The sequence below is a fragment of the Ruegeria alba genome (genome assembly GCF_022321465.1).
Lineage (GTDB): Bacteria > Pseudomonadota > Alphaproteobacteria > Rhodobacterales > Rhodobacteraceae > Ruegeria_B > Ruegeria_B alba.
The window spans coordinates 38,761-57,556 of record NZ_JAKOEM010000011.1; the positions used below are offsets into that span (position 1 = coordinate 38,761).

Genomic DNA, 18,796 nt, shown 5'->3' on the forward strand with positions numbered 1-18,796 from the left:
AGCACAGCCTCTTGGCTCGTGCAACTTTCCTCAAAGTTCTTTCGGTTTGCTGGCTGGACCCTCCGAAAAGCTGGCGAATATTCGTCATAGCTGATGTGTTGCCGTCGAAAAAAATTTATAAGATGCAAAGGAGAGTAACCTTAGGAAATATCATGCAACTCGACTTGTTGCCCCCTCAGGACAGAGGCCAGCTCCATTCGGTTTTCGTGGTGGTGCCGCGGTTCAACCTGACGACCCTGATCACGATGATCGAAACCATGCGGATCGGGAATTACCTGTCTTCCGAGCGGCTGTTCTCATGGGAAGTCACCTCGTTCGATGGGCTGAAACTGGGCGCCAGCAATGGCGTGCGGGTGCATCTGGACGTCGAGCCAGACCAGACCGCACCGGCCGACCAGGTCTTTGTGCTGGCCAGCTGGGGGGGCGAGCATTACCAGAACAAGGCGCTGGCCTCGTGGCTGCGCAAGCGCGCGCGGCGGGGCGAGCGCATCTGCGCGGTCGAGCTTGGCTGCTATCTGGTCGCCCGTGCCGGCCTGATGGATGGCAAGGAAGCCACGACCCATTGGTCCTGGATCAACGGTTTCCAAGAGAAGTTCGACCAGATTTCCGTGGTCGAACAGCTGTTTACCATCGACGGGCGGATCCTGACCTGTGCCGGTGGCATGGCGGGTGTCGACCTGATGCTGCGGCTGATAGAGCAGTCGCACGGGGCCAGTTTCTCGGGCGAGATTGCCGACCAGATGCTGCACAACCCGATCCGCAAGGGGTCCTCCTCGCAGCGCCGGACCATGGGGCGCGGGACGGAATCGATCCTGCCGCTGGTGCGGCAGGCGATGACCCTGATCGAACGCAACATCGAAGAGCCGCTGACCGTGCCCCAGATCGCCGCCGCGCTGGACGTGTCACAACGCCAGCTGGAGCGGCAGTTCAAGAAACACGTGGGCTGTACCGTGGTCCAGTTCGGCCTGCTGCGCCGGTTGCAGAACGCACGCGTCCTGCTGATCGCGACCGAACTCAGTGTGCGCGAGATCGCCACCGCCTCGGGCTTCAACACGCTGTCGCATTTCTCGTATTCGTTCAGCAAGTTCTTCGGGCGCAGGCCGTCGGAATATCGCGAGGCCTGGCCGTCGAACGAGACCGCGCCGACATGGCCGGGCACCCTGTCGGATTTCCTGCACGCGCTCAATTCGGGGGACAAGCGCTCTAAAGCGCCGCTCGCGCCTCCCGAAGGGCGTTGAGCACGGCGACGATCTCGCGGTCACGCTGCGCCGCCATGTCGGCAAAATGCCGGTCACCGGCGACGGCATTGCAGCCATCGACCATGCGGTCGCGCAATTCTTGCGTCAGCTCGGGCGCCTGAAGCCGGGTCCAGGGCAGTTTCAGCGCCGGGCCGAACTGATCCAGATTGGTGGCCATGCCGCCCGCGCCACAGGCGACGTGAAACGCCATGCATTGCCCCTGGCTGACCATGCGCGGCGCCGGGCCGTTCATCAGTGCGATGTCGATATCCTCGGGCGTGGCCTCGCCATTGGCGACCATGTGCAGCGCCTCGCGCCACAGCGCCTCTTGCAGACGTGTCGCGACAAAGCCGGGGATCTCCTTTTTCATCATCAACGGCGCCTTGCCCGCGATCCGATAGAATTCGCCGGCCCATTCCACCGCCGCCGGGTCGGTTTTCTCTCCGCCCACGATCTCGACCAGCGGCAGCAGATAGGGCGGGTTGAACGGATGCCCGATCACCGTGCGTCCGGGCGTTTCGCATTGGGCCTGGATGTCGGTCATCATCAGCCCCGAGGTCGAGGAGCCGATCACCACAGTCTCGGGCACGATCCGCCCCAGTCGGTGATAAAGCGCCTGTTTCATCGCCAGATTTTCGGGCGCGCTTTCCTGGATGAACCCCGCCCCCTCGACCGCCGCGTCAAGGTCATGAACGACGCGCAGCCGGTCCAGCGACGCGCCCGGAGCAAGCCCCAATGCAGTCAGGCTGATCCAGGCGGTATCGAGGATGGTGCGAAACGCCCCCTCCTCGGCCGGGTCGTGCAGATAGCTGGTGACGTCATAACCCCGCGCCAGGAAATGCGCGGCCCAGCCGCCGCCGATGGGGCCGCCGCCGATACTGGCGACACGGGTGATGGAGGTGGGATCGGGATACATCATTCGCCCTTGAACCTGGGTTCGCGTTTCTCGACAAAGGCGGCCACGCCTTCGGCAGCATCGTCGGATTTCAGCATCTTGCGATAGGTCGGCATCGGGTCGGTGCGCATCTTGTGGAACGCCTGTTCCAGCGGCACGCATTCGATCTCGCGCTGAACCTCTTTCACCGATTGCATGGCCAAGGGCGCCGACCAGGCGATCGAGGCCGCCCATTCGCGCGCCGCATCCATCAGTTGCTCCTTGGGCACCACCTTGTTGACCAGACCGTAATGGGCGGCCTCGGTCGCCGACATGCGGCGGCCCAGCAGGAACATCTCCATCGCGATGTTATGCGGAATGCGCCGGGGCAGACGTTGCAGCGCGCCCGCATCCGGCACGATGCCCAGCGGCATTTCCGGCAGGCCGAATTCCACGTGATCGGCGGCGATCAGCAGGTCGCAGGCCATCGCCATCTCGAACCCGCCGCCGATGGCCAACCCGTTGATCGCGGCAATGACCGGCTTGTTCAGCGACCAGTTTTCGGTCAGGCCGGTAAAGCCACCGAACCCGTAGTCGTCGCTCTCCCACCAGTTATCAAGCTGCATCTCGCCCGCGTTCAGCGCCTTCAGATCCCAGCCCGCGCTGAAGATCTTGTCGCCGCCACCGGTCAGGATCGCGCAGCGCAACTCCTTGTCCTCGTGCAGTTCCTGAAACGCCGCCGCCAGTGCCTGGCTAGTCGGCACGTCGATGGCGTTGACCTTGCCACGCGACAGCGTGACCTCAAGGACATGGCCTTCACGGCGGGTGCTGACACCTTCGCTCATCGGGGTCTCCTCCATCACCGGAATTCCGGCATGACTTCATTGCAGAACATCCTGAGCGAGCGCTTCTGCGCGTCATGATCCAGCCCCATCGACGCGTAATAGATGAACTCGTTCACACCCAGGTCCTCGTACCGTTTCAGCTTGGCAATAGCGGTTTCGGGCGAGCCGAACATCAGGTTCTCTTCCAGCATCTCGGGATCGTATTGCTCGCGGCCCGCGATCTGGTCCAGCGGCAGCGCGGCGGGGAAGCCGTTGACCACATCACCGGCATTGCGGAACAGGTTCTCGAATTGCGACAGCAACCGCCGGATCGCGTCCAGCGCCTGTTGGCGGTCGGCGGCATTGTCATAGATGCAGGCATGGCGCATCAGCGCGAAACGGGGCGACCAGCCGTTATCGGCCTTGGCGATGGCCTCGTCCAACTGCTTTTTGTACAGTTCCGCCTCGGCAAAGGGCCGGGTCAAGGGCCAGCAGTTGATATGACAGCGGTTGCGCACCGCATAGTCATAGGTGATGGGCGAACGTGCGGCGACCCAGACCGGCATGTCGGCCTGTACCGGCTTGGGCACCGAGGTCGAGGTCGGGAACTGCCAGTACTCGCCGTCATGGGCATAATCGCCCTGCCACAGCGCGCGTACCGCCGGCAGCATTTCCTGCATGTAGCGCCAGGCATCGGATTGCTTGAGACCCGGTTTCATCCGGTCGAACTCGCGCTGATAGGCGCCCGAGCCGATGCCGAATTCCAGCCGCCCGCCGCTGATCAGGTCAAGAAACGCGGCCTCGCCCGCGAGGTTGATGGGGTGCCAATAGGCCGCCGTGGCGACCGCGGTGCCCAGCCGGATATTGCTGGTCTCTCCGGCCCACCAGGTCAGGATCTGGAACGGGTTCGGCGCGATCGTCATCTCGATGGCGTGATGTTCTGCGGCCCAGACGATGTCGAAACCGCCCTCTTCGGCCATTTGCACCATTTCAAGCGTGTGGCGCGCGACGTCGTTCATGTCGAGACTGTCGTCGATCCGTTCCAGGTTGATGGCAAGTTGGAATTTCATTGTCCGTGTTCCTTTCCGGGCTCTCGCTCAGCGCATGACAAAGGGGTTGGCCATGGGTTCGTCGGATGTGTTCATCCAGACCGTCTTGGGCCGGGTGTAATCGTAGATCGCCTGAAACCCGCTTTCGCGGCCATAACCGGATCCCTTGATGCCGCCAAATTCGGCAATGGGAGAGACCACGCGATAGGTGTTGACCCAGACGATGCCCGCGCGCACCGCGCCCGCCATCCTGAGCGAGCGGGCGCTGTCACGGGTGAATATTCCCGCCGCCAACCCGTGTTCAGAGTCATTGGCCAGCGCCAGAACCTCTTCTTCGGTGCGGAAACGCTGGACGCTCAGGACCGGGCCGAACAGTTCGGTATCGACGATGCGCAGGTCCTGGCGCGGGCAGTCGATGATCGTAGGTTCGTAGTAGAGACCGTCCAGCCCCTCGGGCTGCTTGCCGCCGGTCAGCACGGTGCCGCCCTCGGATTGCGCATGGGCGACCTCGCGCTGGATATGCTTCAGTTGCCCGGTGGTGCAGAGCGGCCCCATCTGGGTCTCGTCGGCCAGCGGGTCGCCGATCACGATGGCGCGGGCCTGTGCCACCATCCGGTCGAGGAACTCATCGGCGATATCCTCGTGCAAATAGAGCCGGGATCCGGCGACACAGCTTTGCCCGGTTGCACCGAAGATGCCCGCAATCGAGGCGTTGACCGCGCTTTCGATATTGGCGTCCTCAAAGACGATAAAGGGCGATTTGCCCCCCAGTTCCAGCGAGACCTCGGCAAAGTTGCGCTTGGCGTTTTCCAGCACGTGGCGCGCGGCATTCGGCCCGCCGGTGAAGGAAACCCGCGCCACCAGAGGATGCCCGGTCAGCGCCCGCCCGCAGGGTTCGCCGTGGCCGGTGACAATGTTCACGACACCCGGCGGGAAACCGGCCTCTTCGATCAGCTTGCCGAATTCCAGCATCGCGGCACTGGCATGTTCAGAGGCTTTCAGAACAACCGTATTGCCTGCGGCCAGGGCCGGGCCGATCTTGACAGCGACCAGGAACAGCTGGCTGTTCCACGGCACCACCGCGGCCACCACGCCCAGCGGTTCGCGCTTGGTAAAGACGAACATGTCCGGCTTGTCGATCGGCAGCGTTTCACCGCTGACCTTGTCGGCGCAGCCTGCGAAGAAGTGAAAGAATTCGGCGATGTACTTCGCCTGCCAGCGGGTTTCCTTGAGCATCTTGCCGGTATCCACCGACTCGATCCGGCCCAGTTCCTCGGACCGGTCGGCCAGCAGATCGCCCAACCGCCGCAGATGCTTGCCGCGCTCGGTCGGTGTCATCCGGGCCCATGGCCCCGAGGTAAAGGCGCGATGCGCCGCCTCGACCGCCCGGTTCACATCCGCCTCGGTGGCCTCGGGAACCCGGCACCACACCTTGCCGTCGGCGGGGTTGGTGCTGTCGAACAGCGCCCCGTCCGAGGCATCGACCCAAGCGCCGTCGATCAGCATCCGATAGCTCTGGATATCGGCCATCTCGGTCCTCCCTTTTTGTCTCTCGTCTCATACAAAGCGGCGAATCGGCGATGAGTTGTGCGAAAAATCGGCATCCATGTGTCGAAAATTCTTAAGTTGAGGATTGGGGATCAGGGCAGGCTGGCCGCAAAAGGAGATGCGAACGTGACCAGCAGCAAGAAACAGGTGATTGGCGGCCCCCTTGAAATAGGCGGCAGGGTTCTGTCGCTTTCCCGCGCCATCCGGGCCGGCGATTTTGTCTTTCTGACCGGCCAGGTCCCGATGCGGGACGGTGTCCCGCTGACCACCGGCTCGGTCGAGGAACAGACCCGCGCCGTGCTGGACGACATTACCGCCACGCTCGCCCTCGCTGGCTGTACCCGCGACGATGTGGTCAAGGCGATGGTCTGGCTGCGCGACCGCAGCGATTTCCCCGGCTTCAACGCGGTCTATGGCGAGTATTTCCCGCACGATCCGCCGACCCGCTCGGCCGTGGTCAGCGATCTGCTGGTCGATGTCCGGGTCGAGGTCGAGGTGATGGCGTACAAGCCGCTGGAGGGAGAGGGCTGATGCCGGTAGCACCTGACGGCAGCACCTATGAGATTACCGGCCCAGCGGATGCGCCCTGCGTGGTGCTGATCCATGGTCTGGGGCTGAACCGGGCCTGCTGGCAATGGACCGGTCCGGCGCTGGCCGATGGCTATCGCGTGCTCAGCTATGACCTGTATGGTCACGGCGAGTCGGCGGTTCCGCCCGAGACGCCCAGCCTGTCGCTCTTTTCGCGGCAATTGCAGGGCCTGCTTGATCACTGTGGTATCGCGGATGCGGTCATTGTCGGCTTTTCTCTGGGAGGCATGATCGCGCGCCGTTTCGCGCAGGACTGCCCAGACCGCGCGCGCGCGCTGGTCATCCTGCATTCGCCGCATCAACGCAGCGCCGAGGCGCAGGCCGCGATCCTGGCACGGGTCGAACAGGCCCGCGATCAGGGCCCGCAATCTACCGTCGAGGCAGCGCTGGAGCGCTGGTTCACCGAAGGTTTCCGCGCTGCCAACCCTGCGATGATGGACACCGTGCGCGGCTGGGTCACGGCAAACCGCAAAGAGGTCTATCACCGGATCTACCGGGTTCTGGCCGAGGGGATCGACGAGATCACCGCCCCTGTCCCGCCGCTCACCTGCCCGGCGCTGGTGATCACCGGGGACGAGGATTATGGCAACGGCCCCGAGATGACCCGCGCCATCGCCGCCGAGATCGCGGGTGCGCAGGCGCTGATCCTGCCGGGACTGCGCCACATGGCACTGGCCGAGGACCCGGACGCCGTCAACACCCCGCTGCGCCGGTTTCTGGATAGCCTGCCAAAGGGGGCGACCGGATGAGCAGCACTCTCCTCAAGGGGATACGCGTGCTGGATCTCAGCCGCATGCTGTCCGGCCCCTATTGCAGCATGTTCCTGGCCGATCACGGCGCCGAGGTCATCAAGATCGAGGGCGGCAGCGGCGACACCAGCCGCAACAACGGCCCCTATCGCGCCGACGATCCGGGCCATGACTGGGCGGGCTATTTCGTCAGCCTGAACCGGGGCAAGAAAAGCATCCGGCTGGACCTGAAATCGCCCGAGGGCAAGGCCGCCTTTCGCAGGCTGGCGGCAACAGCTGATGTTGTGCTGGAGAACTTCCGGCCCGGCGTGATGGACCGGCTCGAGCTGTCCTATGAATCGCTCACCGAGGCCAATCCCCGGCTGGTCTACGCCGCCATTCGCGGCTTTGGCGACCCGCGCACCGGGGCCAGCCCCTATGCCGACTGGCCCTCCTATGACGTGGTGGCGCAGGCGATGGGCGGGCTGATGGCGATGACCGGCCCCGATGCCAACACGCCCACCAAGGTCGGCCCCGGCATCGGCGACATCTTTGCCGGCATGATGATGTCCTTTGGCATTCTCGCCGCCCTGCGCGAGGCCGAGGCGACCGGCAAGGGGCGGTTCGTCGACGTCGCCATGTATGACGCGATGATCTCGATGTGCGAGCGGATGGTCTATCTGCATGACATGACCGGACAGGTAGCCGGCCCCGAGGGCAACGGCCATCCGCTGCTGGCGCCCTTTGGCCTGTTTCCCGCCGCCGATGGTCAGGTGGCACTGGGCATTGTCGATGACAGTTTCTGGCAAAAGCTGACCGCGATCATGAACCGGCCCGACCTGGGCAGCGATGCGCGGTTTTCCACCCGTGCGGGGCGGTCCGCCCATGCGGACGAGATCAACGCGATCGTCTCGGGCTGGACCGCCACCCGCAGCAAGGCGGACCTGACCGGCCTGCTGGGTGGTCAGGTTCCCTTTGGCCCGCTCAACACGGTGGCCGATATCACCGCCGATCCGCATGTCGCGGCGCGGCAGATGCTGGCGCATATTCCCCATCCCGAACCCGGCCATGCCCCCTGGACCGTGGCCGCCAATCCGCTGCGCTTTGCCGGGCAGGCGGCGCCTCCCCTGCCTGCCCCGCCCCGGCTGGGCGAGCATGACGCGATGCTCGACACGCTGGCAGAAAGCGCGCCGCTCGACGACGAGGCCCGGCGCGACCTGCGCCGCGCCTTCGGGCAGTTCGCCACCGGGGTGACGGTACTCACCACCCGGCAAGAGGATGGAACGCCCCGCGGCTTTACCGCCAATTCGTTCACCTCGGTCTCACTCGACCCGCCGCTGCTGCTGGTCTGCCTCGCCAAGACCGCGCATAGCTGCGATGTCTTTGCCCAGGCGCCGCATTTCGCTGTGAACATCCTGTCGGATGCGCAGAAAGAGATCTCGGGCCTGTTCGCCTCGCGCTCGACCGAAAAATTCGCCGGCCCCCATTGGCATCCAGGCCCGCAAGATCTGCCGCTGATCAACGGGGCGCTGGCGACATTTGCCTGCGCCCGTCACAAGCTGGTCGATGCCGGCGATCACATGATCCTGATCGGGCGCGTCCTGAACCACGCGGTGACCGAGGGCAAACCGCTTGGGTTTCACAACGGCGCCTATTTCGACCTCGGGTTGGAAAACCGGCTGGCCGACGCGGCGACCAAGGACACAAACGGGGTCATCGCCGCCGTTCTGGCCGAAGGTGAGCGGATCCTGCTGGAAGAGACACCAGACGGCACGCTGACGGTTCCCAAGTCACCCGCGCGCGACAACACGGTCGCGGGCTTTGTGCGGCACATGGACAGTCGCGGCCTGACCGCCCGGCTCGACCACCTTTATGCCGTGTTCCAGAACAGCCAGACCGGCGCGCATTCGATCGTCTATCACGGCACGGTCAGCGGCGCCGCGCCCGAGGGCATGCGCTATCACGACCTTGCCGCGCTGCCGCTGGATCAGGTCGCCAACGATACCGAACGCTCGATGCTGGCGCGCTATCAACGCGAATACCGCCATGGCAGTTTCGGGATTTACCACGGCACCGAACGCAGCGGCATCGTCCATTCCATTGCCGATCACACCGAATACACCGTTTGACAGGAGACCCCCAATGCTTCCGGAACTGAGAAAAGTCGTCACCTTCGACGAGGATATCCACACCGAGGGCGGCCGCGCCGCCGACCCGGTCCTGCGTATGATCGGGGTCGCGGCGGTGGTGGCCAACCCCTGGGCCGGGCGCGGTTTCGTCGAGGATCTCTCGCCCGAGATCCGCCGCATGGCGCCGGTTCTGGGCAAGCTGCTGACCGACCGCCTGATCGCGCTGGCCGGATCGGGCGACGCGATCGAGGCCTATGGCAAGGCCTGCATCTCGGGCACCAATTGCGAGGTCGAACACGCCTCGGCGCTGATCCATACGCTGCAATTCGGCAATTTCTATCGCGAGGCGGTGGGCGCCAAAAGCTATCTGGGCTTTACCAACACGCGCGGCCCCGCCAACACCCAGATCCAGATCCCGCTGATGGACAAGCACGATACCGGCCGCCGCTCGCATTACCTGACGGTGCAGTTCTCAATCTATGACGCGCCCGCCTGTGACGAATTGGTGGTCGCGCTGGGCGCCGCGACACGCGGGCGGCCGCATCACCGTATCGGCGACCGCTATTCCGATCTGGCCGCGCTGGGCCGCGACGTGCAGGACCCCGCCGGCGTCGGCAAGGACGGCTAGGACCAGACCCGCTCCTCCCGAGGCACTGCCGGGAGGAGCGGGCGCGACGGCCTCAGGGCGTCACGATTGCGAAATTCGGGTCGAACGCATCCAGCGCTCCGAAAAGGGCGCCGAGTTTCGTGGCATCGCCCTGCATCGACAGAATGCCTTGTCCGATCAGGTCCTCGACCCCGGCGATCTGCCCCAGCAGTTGAAAGAACGCCGCCTCGGTCAGGGTCAGGACCAGGTCCGCCGTGCCGTCGTGATAGGTGGTGTTGGCAAGCACGCCGTTCTGCGCGGCCAGAAGATGGCTCTGGCCGCTGTCCGAGAAGTTCAACAGAACGGTAAAATCGCCCGTCACCTTGGCCGCATTGAACTTCACGCCCAGGAAATCGAGCGCCATCCCCACCCCCATGTTGAACAGCACATCCGGGTTCGAGGTATTGACGGTCGAAGGGCGGATGCCCTCGCGCAACTCCTGCGCCCCCAGCAGGAAGATGTTGCGCCATGTTCCGGCCTCGGCCTGATACCCCATCTGTTCCAGCGTATCGGCCTGAAGCTTGAGCGCCGCCGCGTTCTGCGGTTCGGCAAAGACCAGCTTGTTCAGGATCTCGGCTGCCCAGCGATAGTCGCCTTCGTCATAGGCCCGCTGCCCTTCGGCCAGCACCGCATCAGCGCCGCCCATGGCGCGCACCAGCCGCGTGGCGCTTTCTGCGGGCGGCAGGCAATCATAGGTCGACGGATTGCCGTCCCACCAGCCCAGATAGAACTGATAGACCGCCTTGATGTTGTGTTTCAGCGTGCCGTAATAACCACGACAGGCAAAATCGTGCCGCAACCCCTCGGGCAGTTCCACCATGTCCGGGATCTCGTGGATCGTATGGCCGTGATTGGCCAGCCGCAGCGTCTCGTCATGGATGAAGCGATAGAGATCGCGCTGCCGGGTCAGGAAACCCCGAATGCGCTCGGTGCCCCATTGCGGCCAGTGATGCGAGGCAAAGATCAGGTCGGTCCGCTCGGCAAAAAGCGCGATGGATTCGTCGATATACTTGGCCCAACCCAGGGTATTGCGGATCTCGGCGCCGCGCGGGGTCAGGATGTTGTGCATGTTATGCGTGGTGACCTCGGATGCACAAAGCGCCCGGAACTGAGGGAAATAGAACATGAACTCCGAGGGCGCTTCGGAGCCGTTGGCCATCTGGAATTCGATCTCGACCCCGTCCACGATACGGGTTTCCCCGGTCCGGTACACCGTGTCGGTCGGCGGGATCAGGCTGATCGAACCGGCCCCGGCCGCCGGACCCAGACCACAGCCGGCATGGCCCCGGGGGCCCGCGTCCAACCCCATGCCGAACTGGTACTGCGCCCGCCGGTTCATCGCGTTGCCCGCCAGCACGTTTTCGGAGATCGCGTATTCCATGAACCCGTCGGGCGCGATGATCGGCACCTTGCCCGCCGCCACATCCGCCTGATCGACAACACCGCGCACGCCACCGAAATGGTCGGCATGCGAATGGGTATAGATCACCGCCACCACCGGACGTTCGCCCAGATGCCGGTTTGCCAGCGCCAGCGAGGCGCGCGCGGTTTCCACGGTCAACAGCGGGTCGATAACGATCCAGCCGGTGTCACCCGCGATCAGCGTCATGTTCGAGATGTCGGCATTGCGTATCTGATGGATACGCGGATGGATGGTGAAAAGCCCGTGAATGGCGTTCAACTGACCCTGCCGCCAAAGGCTGGGGTTCACGGTATCGGGCGCCGCGCCCTGCATGAACGCATAGCGATTCAGGTCAAAAACGGTCTTGCCCTCGGCCCCGGTGATTGCATCCTCTTCAAAGGTCGCGACAAAGCCGCGACTGGCATCCTCGAAATCCTGCCGGTCGCCAAAGTTCAGCAGGTCCAGCACCGCCCGGTTGGCGGCGGCGGTATGGTCGGTTGCGGGGTTCTTGCACATTGGAAACCTCCTGGGCGGGATCGGCGATGCGGCGAGAGGCTCAGGCGGCGCTCAGGGCGCAGCCTTCGATGGTGATGCGGTGCATGTAGCGGCGGTAGCCGTGATAATCGTTGATCGCCTTGTGCCAGGTCGACCGGTTGTCCCACATGGTCAGATCGCCCTCGCGCCAGCGCACGCGGCACTGGAACTCGGGCTGTTGGCAATGCTGGTAGATACCGTTCAGGATCGCGTCGGATTCGGTGGGGGACATCCCGTCGATACGGGTGGTGAACTGCGGATTCACAAACAGGCACGGGCGCCCGGACAGCGGATGCCGGATCACCATCGGGTGTTTCACATCCGGCTCGGGCATGGCGTTTTCGTTCAGCCGCCCCTCTTCGCGCGCCTTCTTGGCCGCCGGGCTGTTGACGAAGACATGATAGGTGCCGTGCCAGGCCTCGAGCCCCTCCAGCATTTTCTTGAACCGGTCCGACAGGGCGTCATAGGCGGCCGCCATCGAGCTGAAGGCGGTGTCACCGCCCACCGGCGGCATCTCCTTGGCGCTCAGGATCGAACCCAGCGCCGGTTCGGCATCATAGGAATGGTCGGTATGCCAGACCTCGCCGATCGCGCCTGTCTGGTCCTTTTCCTTCAGAACGATTGCGATGTTCGGATGGGTATCCAGCGGCGTGAAGAACCGGTTGATGTTGATCTTGCCAATCGCCTCGGCAAAGGCGATGTGCTCTTCCGGCTCGAGATGCTGATCGCGGATCGACAGGACCGAGTATTTGGCAAAGGCGTCCTTGATCCGGGCGACATGTTCGGGGTTGCGCACATCCGCGCTGTAGATGTCGGCGCCCAGCGCGGTGGTCATGGGTATGATTTCCATTGCCTTCTCCTTGCTTGTCTGTGGTGCCCGGTCCTCGGGCGTTTGAGGTGTCATTCGGATGGTTGCGTCATCAGCACGCCGCGCCGACCGACCTGCCTGTTCTCGGGGTCGATCAAGGCGCCGGGGTTGAGGATGCCCGCAGGGTCGAAGCGGCTTTTCATCGCGGCAATCGCGGCGCGCATCAGGGCCGGGCTTTGGGCCTCATAGCCACTACGGTGATCACGGCCCACCGCGTGGTGATGGGTGACCGTGCCACCATGCGTGGTGACGGCGGTATTCGCGGCCTGTTTGATACGGCGCCAGGCCTCCAAGGCTCCGGTCATGTCGCCGGGCGCGCCGCCATCGCAGTAGAAGGTGAAATAGGGCGCCGGGCCATCGGGGTATACATGGGTAAAGCGGCAACTCAGCCGCCCGGGTTTGCCTGTCGCCCGTTTGATCGCCCTGCCGACATCGGCCATGACATTGCGATAGAAATCCTCGAACCGGTCCCAGGTGATCGCGGATTCGAACGTGTCGACAATGACCCCCAGCCGGGTCAGACGGTCGCGGTAATAGGGCATGCGGATAAAGGACTCGCGCCAGGCGCCCGCCGCGCCCTTGCGGTGTTCGTCGCCGCCCCTGAGCGAGGCCGCCACCGTCTCGGCATCCCAGCGCCCGCCATGATCGGCCATCAGCTCCAGTGCCCGCTCCATCCACGGGTCCAGCGCATGATCCGCGCTCTCAAACCCCAGGACCAGCGTCGCGCTCTTGCCGTCGCCGATGCCATAGGCCGCAACCTCGGCCTCGTCGAGCAAGCGGCAGTTCGTCGGATAGAGCCCTGATTGAGACAGCGCGCGCACGGCCTTGGCGGCGCTGAAGAAACTGTCGAACCGCACCGAAGCCGAGGCGCGGAACCGCGGGCGGTCCTGCAAGCGCATCCAGGCCTCGGTGATGAGCCCCAGATTCCCTTCGGACCCCAATACCATACGGTCGCCGGATATCCCGGCCCCCGAGCCGGGCAGGCGCCGGGTCTCCATGATGCCCGCTGGTGTGACCATCCGGGTCGCCTCGACCAGATCATCGATATGGGTCATCAGCGTGGCATAATGCCCGCCCGCACGGGTGGCGATCCATCCGCCCAAGGTCGAGAATTCAAAGCTTTGCGGAAAGAACCGCAGCGTCAGACCATGTGGGCGCAGCTGCTCTTCCAGTGCCGGACCATGGATCCCGGCCTGAATGCGCGCGGCGCGGCTCAGGCTGTCGACCTCGAGGACGCGGTCGAAATTCTGCATGTCCACGCAAACCGTGCCGCGATAGGCTGGCCCGACATCGGGCTCGACCCCGCCGCAAACGCTCGACCCGCCGCCATAGGGGATGACCGCGATGTCATTCGCGCCGGCCCAGTCGAGAAGCGCCGCGATCTGGTCTTCGGTCTTTGGGAATGCGACCAGATCGACCGGTTCCGGCACATGGCGCATCACCATGCGGATATTGTCGGCAGTGCTTTTGCCATAGGAATGCGACAGCCGGTCATGGGCGCCGTCGGACATGATTTCGGCAAGGCTTGCCGGAGGTGTCACGCGCGGCGCCCGTAGCTTGAAATCCGCGAGCTTGGGTTCCGGCGCGATGGCAGCGGGGTCGCGTCCGAATGCGCGCGCTATACCGTCGATCAGCGCGGTCTCGGGTTGGGTCAGGGCAAAATCCGCCCGACCCCAGCCCCAGAACGAGCGCTCCTTGTTCGCAGGGATTTTGGGCATCGCGCTTTCTCCTATGGCGAGACGAAATAGAGTGAAAGCTGGGGCGCAAAGGTGACCAGCATCAACACCGCGAACATGATCGCGATGAACGGCAGCACGGCATGGCAGATATCCCAGAACCGCTCGCGAAAGGCGGTCATCGCCACCAGCACATTCAGCCCGACAGGTGGCGTCAGCAGCCCGATTTCCAGGTTGATCACCATGATGATCCCGAAATGCACCGGGTTGATGCCAAAGCTTTGCGCGGCAGCAAACAGGATCGGCCCGAGCAGCAGGATGGCCGAGACCACATCGATCAGGCAGCCGATCACGATAAGCGCGGCATTGACCGCCAAAAGGAAGGCGATTTTCGAGCTGACCGCCCCTTGCAGCCACTGGGCGAAATCCTGCGGGATGCCCTCGATCGCAAGGATGGTCTTGATCGACAGCGCCACCGCCACGATGGGAAACAGCGTGCCCAGCATCTGGGCGGTTTGCAGGCCCACCGCAAAGAAATCCCTTGGCCCCAGTTCGCGGTGCACAAGCAATTCGACCAGCATCGCATAGCCGACCGACACCGCCGCTGCCTCGGTGGGCGAGAAATAGCCCGAATAGATGCCCCCCAACAGGATCACCGGCAGCATCAGCGACCATATGCCGTTGCGAAGCGCCGCCATCAGGCGGGACAGGGAAAACCGGGTCCGGGGGACGTGGCGGTTGCTGACCAGACTGTAAATGCCCAGTGCCACGGTCAGCAGGATGCCGGGGATGATCCCGGCCAGGAACAGATCGACAATCGAGGTTTCCGTGATGATCCCATAGATGATCAGCGGGATCGAGGGCGGGATGATAATCCCCAGCGTCCCAGCCGAGGTGACGGACCCAAGCGCGAATTTTCGGGTATAACCCGCCTCCTTGAGGGCCGGATACATCACCGCCCCCACCGCCAACAGCGTCGCGGGCGACGATCCAGAAATGGCAGAGAACAGCGCGCAGCTGAGGATCGTGGCAAAGCCCAGCCCGCCCGGCATCCACTCGGTCGCGGCGCGCACGATCTCGATCAGCCGTTCGGCTATCGAGCCACGCGACATCAGGGCGCCCGCGATGATGAACATCGGGATGGCCAGCAGGACGGAATTGTCCATCGCCGTCCAGATGTCCTCGATCAGGTAGACGACCAGCCCGTCGCCCCAGACCAGATGTACATAGGCGGTGGCGGCAAGCAGGATGAGAATGACGCTCTGCCGCAGGATCAGAAGCGCGGCGAACAGGGCAAACAGGCCAAGCACCTCCATATGTCAGCCCTCGCCGGTGTGTTCGGGCTTGGTGCCCGGAACGAGAAAGAAGATCAGATGCCGTAAAGCGGCGGTGCCGAACGCATAGGGAAACACCAGCTGGATGGGCCAGAGCGGGATATGGATCACTTCGGCCTTGTCCTTGAACTGAATGGATTCACTGACAAATTCGATTGCGTACCAGCACAGGCAGCCAAACAGGATCGCCGAGATCAGGTCGCCCAGCCGGTCGACCCAGGGATAGGGCAGCACGCGGTCGGCGAAATTGGCGCGCAGGTGGGCATTGTTGCCCACCGCGATGGTCAGGCCCAGAATACCGGCGACGATGGCACCGAACACGGCCATTTTCTGAGCCCCCCAGATTGCCTGGGACAGGAATTCGCGGGCAAAGACATCCGCCAGGAGCAGCCCGCAGGTCACCGCATAAGCGGTGACCGCGACCATGCCTTCGACCCGCAAGAGCATTGTAAGATAGCGCTGCATCGTGTCAGCCCCAGGTTGCGGCCGGGGTCACGACCCGCAGGCGGCCTTGGCCTGCGCGATCCGGTCGGCGACGGCCTGGGCATCGCCGCCCGCCTCTTCGATGATCGCCGCCAAAACGCCGTCCGCCGCGGCCTTCCACACGGCGCCTTCCTCGGCGCTCAGATGCTTGACCGGCACGCCCGCGCCTTCGAGTTGCCCAAGGAGCGCAGGCTCGGCCCCGAGAATACCTTGTGTCAATTGCGGCCCGGCGGCGGTGAACACACCCAGCCATTGCTTTTCCTGGTCAGAGAGCTTGGCCCAGGTCCGCCCCGATACAGCGACGGTGCCGATCAGGCGTGCGTGATTGGTGACGGTGACATGCGGGGCGACCTTGTGGGTTCCGATCCCGATCCCGAACAGCGTCGGGAACCAGGCCGCATCGACAGTGCCGGTCTGCAAGGCCGGGATCGCGTCCGACGTACCCATAGGAACCCCCTGAACGCCCCAGGCCTTGGCCAGCGCCGCGTCGGCGATCGAGGGGGCGATGCGCATCTTTTTGCCGGCCAGGTCCGCCGGGCTGGAAACAGGCTCCTTGGAGAACAGGACATAGTGGCCGACTTCCATCCAGGTCAGCGGCACCACGCCGGCGCCCTCCATGATGCCGCCCAGCGTATCCGAAAGATGCTCATAGGTGACACAGGTCCCCTGTTCGGGGCTGTCGAACAGATAGGCCGCCGAAGGGATCGCCATTTCCTGGCTCAGCAGGGTCAGCGGCACGTTGGACACAAAGGCGATATCCAACCGCCCCTTGGAGGTTTGGCGCAGCACCGTCTGTTCGTCACCAGCCTGCGCATCCAGCAGCAGCTCGATCTTCAACTCGCCGCCCGAAACCTCTTCGATCTTGGCGGCGACCCCGGTCGCCCATTTGCCCCAGGGCGAGCCGGATGGCGCCACCGAGCCGAGCTTGAGAACCGTTTCCGCAACGGCTGGTGCACTGATGGCCGCCAGACCGCACGCAAGGGCAAGGCCCTTGAGCATGGACTTTTTCATTACTCTCTCCCTGATTGAACGTTTTCGTTCATATTTCGGCTCCCCCCTCCTCCGGGAATCGCCGCCTTACAGGAAGCAAACAAAATTTCTGGACTTTTGTCCAATAAATTCGCTTAATCTTTTTCGAGGAGATGGATCGGACTGGGATTCGCCCTGCGAAGGGTAAGAATGGCAGGGCAATAGGCACGGTCCGATGGGGAGAACCAGGGAGTTGGAAATGAGCTATGATTTCGTGATCGTGGGCGGCGGGTCCGCCGGAGCGACGATCGCATCGCGCCTGAGCGAGGACCCGAGTGTCAAAGTCTGCCTGCTCGAGGCGGGTGGCGGCGGCCGGGACATCCTGATCCGCGCCCCAATGGGCGTGGTGGCGATGCTGCCCGGCTATGGCAAGATCAACAACTGGGCCTTCAAGACGGTACCGCAGCCGGGGCTGAACGGGCGCCAGGGCTATCAGCCGCGCGGCAAGGCGCTGGGCGGGTCGAGCGCGATCAACGCGATGCTCTATGTGCGCGGCCAGAAAGAGGATTACGACAGCTGGGCGGAACTGGGCAACGATGGCTGGGATTGGGACAGCGTCCTGCCCTATTTCAAGAAGGCCGAAAACAACGTGCGCGGCGCCGACGCGGCGCATGGTGACAGCGGGCCGCTCCAGGTCTCGGACCAGAAGGCTCCACGCCCGATCTCCGAGGCATTCATCGAGGCCAGCACCCAGATGCAGATCCGCCGGACCGAGGATTTCAACCGGGGCGACAACAGCGGCGCAGGCTATTGGCAGGCGACCATCCACCACAGCCCCGACAAGAATGGCGAGCGCTGCTCGGCCGCGGCGGCCTATCTGTTCCCGGTGATGGACAAGCGTCCCAACCTGACCGTGATCACCAAGGCGCGCACCACGCGCATCCTGTTCGAAGGCAAGCGCGCCATCGGGGTCGAATACCGGGTCGGCAAGGCGACGCATCGCGCCATGGCGGGCAAGGAAGTGGTCCTGAGTGCTGGTGCCTTCCAGTCACCGCAGATACTGCAATTGTCGGGCGTGGGCCGGCCACAGGACATCACCCCGCACGGGATCGGCATGGTGCACGAGTTGCCGGGCGTCGGCCAGAATCTGCAAGATCACCTCGATTTCATTCTTGGCTACACCACCAAGGATACCGACAATATCGGCATCGGCCTGCGCGCGACCGGAAAGCTGTTCGGCGAGATTCTGAAATGGCGCAGGCACGGCAATTCGATGGTGGCCTCGACCATCACCGAAGCGGGAAGCTTCTTCAAGACCGACCCAAGCCTCGACCGGCCCGACGTGCAGACCCATTTCGTGATCTCGATCGTCGACGATCACGCGCGCAAACTGCACCTGGGTCATGGTTATTCCTGCCATGTCTGCGTGCTGCGCCCCCATTCGCGCGGCGAAGTGTTCCTGCAATCGGGCGACCCGATGACCGATCCCGGTATCGACCCGAAATTCCTCAGCGACGATCGCGACCTGAAAACCCTGATCAAGGGCGCCAAGATGACCCGCGCCGTTCTGGAGGCGCCCGCGATGGCGAAATACAAGCACAAGGAACTGTTCGGGGTGCATGACAACACCACCGACGCCGAGTGGGAACAGCATATCCGCAACCGCGCCGATACGGTCTATCATCCGGTCGGCACCTGCAAGATGGGCATCGACGACATGGCTGTGGTCGATCCGCAGCTCAAGGTGCGCGGGCTCGACGGGTTGCGCGTGGCCGATGCCTCGATCATGCCGCTCCTGGTCTCGGGCAACACCAATGCGCCCTCGATCATGATCGGCGAGAAATGCGCCGACATGATCAAGGCCGAATACAGCGCCGCTGCTGCGGCCGCCGAGTGAACAGAGATT

At 63.9% G+C, this 18,796-nt stretch carries 16 protein-coding genes; 6 read left to right on the forward strand and 10 right to left on the reverse strand.

Going from position 1 to position 18,796, the window contains the following annotated elements:
• The first annotated feature begins 152 nt into the window (after positions 1–152).
• Positions 153–1,238 carry a GlxA family transcriptional regulator gene (locus MB818_RS13110; RefSeq protein WP_234137639.1) on the forward strand — a complete coding sequence of 362 codons (1,086 nt, stop codon included), beginning with the start codon at positions 153–155 and terminating at the stop codon, positions 1,236–1,238.
• On the opposite strand, the gene MB818_RS13115 is transcribed toward MB818_RS13110, so the two are convergent.
• The 4 genes from MB818_RS13115 to MB818_RS13130 are packed head-to-tail and all read right to left on the reverse strand — an operon-like array spanning position 1,204 to position 5,515.
• Positions 1,204–2,157 carry a 3-hydroxyacyl-CoA dehydrogenase NAD-binding domain-containing protein gene (locus MB818_RS13115; RefSeq protein ID WP_238905365.1) on the reverse strand — a complete coding sequence of 318 codons (954 nt, stop codon included), beginning with the start codon at positions 2,155–2,157 and terminating at the stop codon, positions 1,204–1,206. The two genes, MB818_RS13110 and MB818_RS13115, sit on opposite strands and share 35 nt — an antisense overlap.
• A complete protein-coding gene (locus tag MB818_RS13120; protein WP_238905367.1) occupies positions 2,154–2,957 on the reverse strand; it encodes a carnitinyl-CoA dehydratase in 804 nt (267 codons plus the stop codon). The genes MB818_RS13115 and MB818_RS13120 overlap by 4 nt, the downstream gene beginning before the upstream one ends.
• Positions 2,958–2,971: 14 nt before the next feature.
• Positions 2,972–4,006: an LLM class flavin-dependent oxidoreductase gene (locus tag MB818_RS13125; protein ID WP_234143299.1), complete on the reverse strand. Its 1,035-nt coding sequence runs from the start codon at positions 4,004–4,006 to the stop codon at positions 2,972–2,974.
• A 27-nt stretch (positions 4,007–4,033) separates the two neighbouring features.
• Positions 4,034–5,515, reverse strand: coding sequence for an aldehyde dehydrogenase (locus tag MB818_RS13130; RefSeq protein ID WP_234137635.1), 1,482 nt, complete (start codon positions 5,513–5,515; stop codon positions 4,034–4,036).
• Positions 5,516–5,659: 144 nt separating this feature from the next.
• Between MB818_RS13130 and MB818_RS13135 the strand changes: the two genes are divergently transcribed.
• The 4 genes from MB818_RS13135 to MB818_RS13150 are packed head-to-tail and all read left to right on the forward strand — an operon-like array spanning position 5,660 to position 9,606.
• Entirely contained in the window at positions 5,660–6,064 is a 405-nt protein-coding gene (locus MB818_RS13135; protein ID WP_234137634.1) for a RidA family protein, read from the forward strand.
• Positions 6,064–6,870, forward strand: coding sequence for an alpha/beta fold hydrolase (locus MB818_RS13140; RefSeq protein ID WP_234217043.1), 807 nt, complete (start codon positions 6,064–6,066; stop codon positions 6,868–6,870). The genes MB818_RS13135 and MB818_RS13140 overlap by 1 nt, the downstream gene beginning before the upstream one ends.
• Positions 6,867–8,978 carry a CoA transferase gene (locus MB818_RS13145; protein WP_238905370.1) on the forward strand — a complete coding sequence of 704 codons (2,112 nt, stop codon included), beginning with the start codon at positions 6,867–6,869 and terminating at the stop codon, positions 8,976–8,978. The genes MB818_RS13140 and MB818_RS13145 overlap by 4 nt, the downstream gene beginning before the upstream one ends.
• Before the next feature lie 13 nt (positions 8,979–8,991).
• On the forward strand, positions 8,992–9,606 hold the full coding sequence (locus MB818_RS13150; protein WP_234137631.1) for an amino acid synthesis family protein: 615 nt from the start codon (positions 8,992–8,994) through the stop codon (positions 9,604–9,606).
• Positions 9,607–9,658: 52 nt separating this feature from the next.
• Here MB818_RS13150 and MB818_RS13155 read toward each other — a convergent pair whose 3' ends face one another.
• From MB818_RS13155 to MB818_RS13180, 6 genes are read right to left on the reverse strand one after another with little or no spacing between them, the layout of a single operon-like run.
• On the reverse strand, positions 9,659–11,542 hold the full coding sequence (locus MB818_RS13155) for an alkyl/aryl-sulfatase (RefSeq protein WP_238905371.1): 1,884 nt from the start codon (positions 11,540–11,542) through the stop codon (positions 9,659–9,661).
• 40 nt (positions 11,543–11,582) lie between these two features.
• Positions 11,583–12,410 (reverse strand): TauD/TfdA dioxygenase family protein, encoded by an 828-nt coding sequence (locus tag MB818_RS13160; protein WP_238905373.1) that lies wholly within the window; start codon positions 12,408–12,410, stop codon positions 11,583–11,585.
• 50 nt (positions 12,411–12,460) lie between these two features.
• Positions 12,461–14,146 (reverse strand): FAD-binding oxidoreductase, encoded by a 1,686-nt coding sequence (locus MB818_RS13165; RefSeq protein WP_238905375.1) that lies wholly within the window; start codon positions 14,144–14,146, stop codon positions 12,461–12,463.
• Between the two features lie 11 nt (positions 14,147–14,157).
• Entirely contained in the window at positions 14,158–15,420 is a 1,263-nt protein-coding gene (locus tag MB818_RS13170) for a TRAP transporter large permease (RefSeq protein ID WP_234217047.1), read from the reverse strand.
• A 3-nt stretch (positions 15,421–15,423) separates the two neighbouring features.
• The gene (locus MB818_RS13175) at positions 15,424–15,903 is read right to left on the reverse strand and encodes a TRAP transporter small permease (RefSeq protein ID WP_238905377.1); all 480 of its coding nucleotides are present in this window, start codon (positions 15,901–15,903) and stop codon (positions 15,424–15,426) included.
• A 27-nt stretch (positions 15,904–15,930) separates the two neighbouring features.
• Positions 15,931–16,932 carry a TRAP transporter substrate-binding protein gene (locus tag MB818_RS13180; protein WP_238905379.1) on the reverse strand — a complete coding sequence of 334 codons (1,002 nt, stop codon included), beginning with the start codon at positions 16,930–16,932 and terminating at the stop codon, positions 15,931–15,933.
• 217 nt (positions 16,933–17,149) lie between these two features.
• On the opposite strand from MB818_RS13180, the gene MB818_RS13185 reads away from it, so the two are divergent.
• Positions 17,150–18,787 (forward strand): GMC family oxidoreductase, encoded by a 1,638-nt coding sequence (locus MB818_RS13185; protein ID WP_238905380.1) that lies wholly within the window; start codon positions 17,150–17,152, stop codon positions 18,785–18,787.
• The last annotated feature ends 9 nt before the right edge of the window (positions 18,788–18,796 follow it).

Coding starts and splice junctions, on each gene's coding strand:
- MB818_RS13110 (WP_234137639.1), top strand. CDS start 153: ATGCAACTCGACTTGTTGCCCCCTCAGGACAGAGGCCAGCTCCATTCG.
- MB818_RS13115 (WP_238905365.1), bottom strand. CDS start 2,157: ATGATGTATCCCGATCCCACCTCCATCACCCGTGTCGCCAGTATCGGC.
- MB818_RS13120 (WP_238905367.1), bottom strand. CDS start 2,957: ATGAGCGAAGGTGTCAGCACCCGCCGTGAAGGCCATGTCCTTGAGGTC.
- MB818_RS13125 (WP_234143299.1), bottom strand. CDS start 4,006: ATGAAATTCCAACTTGCCATCAACCTGGAACGGATCGACGACAGTCTC.
- MB818_RS13130 (WP_234137635.1), bottom strand. CDS start 5,515: ATGGCCGATATCCAGAGCTATCGGATGCTGATCGACGGCGCTTGGGTC.
- MB818_RS13140 (WP_234217043.1), top strand. CDS start 6,064: ATGCCGGTAGCACCTGACGGCAGCACCTATGAGATTACCGGCCCAGCG.
- MB818_RS13145 (WP_238905370.1), top strand. CDS start 6,867: ATGAGCAGCACTCTCCTCAAGGGGATACGCGTGCTGGATCTCAGCCGC.
- MB818_RS13150 (WP_234137631.1), top strand. CDS start 8,992: ATGCTTCCGGAACTGAGAAAAGTCGTCACCTTCGACGAGGATATCCAC.
- MB818_RS13155 (WP_238905371.1), bottom strand. CDS start 11,542: ATGTGCAAGAACCCCGCAACCGACCATACCGCCGCCGCCAACCGGGCG.
- MB818_RS13160 (WP_238905373.1), bottom strand. CDS start 12,410: ATGGAAATCATACCCATGACCACCGCGCTGGGCGCCGACATCTACAGC.
- MB818_RS13165 (WP_238905375.1), bottom strand. CDS start 14,146: ATGCCCAAAATCCCTGCGAACAAGGAGCGCTCGTTCTGGGGCTGGGGT.
- MB818_RS13170 (WP_234217047.1), bottom strand. CDS start 15,420: ATGGAGGTGCTTGGCCTGTTTGCCCTGTTCGCCGCGCTTCTGATCCTG.
- MB818_RS13175 (WP_238905377.1), bottom strand. CDS start 15,903: ATGCAGCGCTATCTTACAATGCTCTTGCGGGTCGAAGGCATGGTCGCG.
- MB818_RS13180 (WP_238905379.1), bottom strand. CDS start 16,932: ATGAAAAAGTCCATGCTCAAGGGCCTTGCCCTTGCGTGCGGTCTGGCG.
- MB818_RS13185 (WP_238905380.1), top strand. CDS start 17,150: ATGAGCTATGATTTCGTGATCGTGGGCGGCGGGTCCGCCGGAGCGACG.